General features: G+C 43.8%; 1 protein-coding gene. It reads left to right on the forward strand.

Going from position 1 to position 452, the window contains the following annotated elements; translation table 11 throughout:
* Positions 1-63 precede the first annotated feature (63 nt).
* Positions 64-450 (forward strand): Hpt domain-containing protein, encoded by a 387-nt coding sequence (locus tag AAEZ08_RS22765; protein WP_025651023.1) that lies wholly within the window; start codon positions 64-66, stop codon positions 448-450.
* The last annotated feature ends 2 nt before the right edge of the window (positions 451-452 follow it).

The following is a 452-nucleotide window of genomic DNA, read 5'->3' on the forward strand; positions in this document are numbered from 1 at the left end:
GCCCTAAACTGTTTATTGTGGTTATTCGAACTGCACTAATTTTACGATATTGGACATACCCTTATGACTGAAAATTTTAATAACAATCCTATCAATGCTGCTTCTGATGAAGAAATTATCAATCACGAACAATTTGAAGACATGCGTGACTTGCTAGAAGAAGACTTTGCCGACTTGATACAAGTTTATATTGCTGATAGTTACCAGCGCCTCACAAAGTTACGAGCTGCCCAACAAAAAAATGATAATGCCAATGGTTTCGAAGTTGCTCATGCGCTAAAAGGGGCTTGCGCCAACTTGGGTACGACCCAGTTGATGAACCTGAGCAGCCAATTACAAGAGCGCTGCCGTGAGCGCCGTATCGGTGAGCAAGCGGCACTGATTGAAGATATCGCCGTCGCCTTACAACGTGCTGAACAGGCAATCAATCAACGCTTGGGGCAATCATGAGT

It is taken from the genome of Pseudomonas sp. E45-MNA-CIBAN-0222, from assembly GCF_040310405.1.
In the GTDB taxonomy this organism is placed as follows: domain Bacteria; phylum Pseudomonadota; class Gammaproteobacteria; order Pseudomonadales; family Pseudomonadaceae; genus Stutzerimonas; species Stutzerimonas stutzeri_AC.